At 47.5% G+C, this 1,730-nt stretch carries 3 protein-coding genes; all 3 read right to left on the bottom strand.

The annotated features are described in order from the left end of the window. Positions 1-329: 329 nt before the first annotated feature. Positions 330-773 (bottom strand): phosphohistidine phosphatase SixA, encoded by a 444-nt coding sequence (gene sixA / locus KDK18_RS01305; protein WP_257252631.1) that lies wholly within the window; start codon positions 771-773, stop codon positions 330-332. 86 nt (positions 774-859) lie between these two features. Next, a complete protein-coding gene (locus KDK18_RS01300) occupies positions 860-1,165 on the bottom strand; it encodes a DUF4389 domain-containing protein (RefSeq protein WP_257252630.1) in 306 nt (101 codons plus the stop codon). Next, the coding region (locus KDK18_RS01295; protein WP_373691129.1) for an NAD(P)H-dependent glycerol-3-phosphate dehydrogenase at positions 1,138-1,730 on the bottom strand (593 nt) is incomplete at its 5' end. The genes KDK18_RS01300 and KDK18_RS01295, both read right to left, overlap by 28 nt.

The following is a 1,730-nucleotide window of genomic DNA, read 5'->3' as shown; positions in this document are numbered from 1 at the left end:
CGTTCACCTTTACGTATCTGAAAATCGGCTCCATCCATCAGGGGCTGATCACCATAGGCAAGGTTTATATTGTCAAATCTCAGTAACGGCATTATCAGGTTAACCTGTCCTTTTCAATGTCCTGCAACGGCAATGACACAGAATTAATAATGCCGCAAGCATACCTGCTAAAGACTCATGAGCCAAAAAAATCAGTCGTGAATACAATGCAGAATAAACTTCTGACACCCATGCCATGGGAAGCACGAAAAGGTAGAATTAGAGTAGATCGTAAACAACCAAATCGGTTATGAGAAAGATCATCCTAAGTGGCGCAGGACAGAATGATTTCAGGGCGCCACCATCTCAATCAATGTTGCCAACCCCGGTCCTGGCAGCTCCATCTCAAGTACTGCTGCATTGCCGGTCATAAAGCCAGGTCCCTGATGAATCGCTCCTTCACAGAGCAAACTGGTTAAAGCCCCCACCAGAGGCATATGACTGGCCAGTGCGATATTCCCTTGCACAGGCAGTTCTGAGATCACGGCCATCGGATCAGCGTCGGGAGTAATGCAATCCAGTGTTTCCAGAGTACACTCCAGAGTTTCAGCCAGAATCCTGCCAGATTGCTGAGCCCTGAGATAAGGACTGGCCAGTACCCTGCTGATGCCGAGGTGGGTCAGCTTCGAAGCTGTGCTGAGCACTTCCTGCTGACCCACTTCCGTTAAAGGCCTTTCCTGATCATTTGGCGCTGACCAACTGGCTTGCCCATGACGCATTACGATCAGTTTCATTATTGGGTACCTGCCTGCTTATGAGTGCTGATATACGACCAGGTATACGAACGACTATAGATAAACCAGAGTGACTCAAGCCGATTTCAGACACCTTCCTGGTCATTGACTGGCTCTTTCTCTCCCGGCCAGTCGCTGAACGGATAAGGCTTGGTGTCATCATTGTAAGTAACAAACTGGATAATCTGATAAAAGTATTGATTCAGACCTGCACTTAAATCCAGTAATCGTGAGTTCGGTTCAGATTTAATAAACCCATGCACCACCTGAATAATGGCAATCAATAAAATCAGAAATCCGACAATATAGGCCAACATGTAAAACAACACCATGAACAATAGCCTGAGCCACCGAGACTCTGATTTCAGATTATCAAACACTTTCTTATCCATATAAAAACCCTCACCGTTTTTGTTAATGGATATCCACCATTAGTTGAAAGTAACTGGAAGAAAAGTCTTCCCGACCTTAATCTGACCATAAACTCGACGTCGGTTTTCTGCTCCCGGAGCATCATACCGCGCACCAGCTGATTGACATTAAACTCTTCGAAAATAACCATGTGCAATGCCTCAACAATCGGCATATAGACTTCAAGCTCAACCGCTTTCTGTCTGACCTGTTGTAAAGTGTTCACTCCCTCAGCTACCTGACCCAGCTCAGCTTCTGCCTCTTTCAGGGTTTTCCCCTGACCCAGAGCATAACCTACCCTGAAATTCCGACTGAGGCTGGATGTACAGGTGGCGACCAGATCCCCTACCCCGGACAGCCCCAGGAAAGTCATGGGATCCGCACCGAGCTTGACAGCAAAACGACTCATTTCTGCCAGGCTGCGAGTTATGAGCATACTTTTGGTATTCTCACCCATCCCCATAGCCGCCCCGATACCTGAGACAACGGCATAGATATTTTTCAGAGCACCGGCCAGCTCGACCCCGTAGACATCCTGGTTGGAAT

Source organism: Endozoicomonas sp. SESOKO3 (genome assembly GCF_024606255.1).
The sequence above is the reverse complement of the archived record's forward strand: the minus strand, read 5'-3'. Positions and strand labels throughout refer to the sequence as shown.

Excerpts from the sequence above, each read along its gene's own strand:
- sixA (WP_257252631.1), bottom strand. The coding sequence starts at position 773 with ATGAAACTGATCGTAATGCGTCATGGGCAAGCCAGTTGGTCAGCGCCA.
- KDK18_RS01300 (WP_257252630.1), bottom strand. The coding sequence starts at position 1,165 with ATGGATAAGAAAGTGTTTGATAATCTGAAATCAGAGTCTCGGTGGCTC.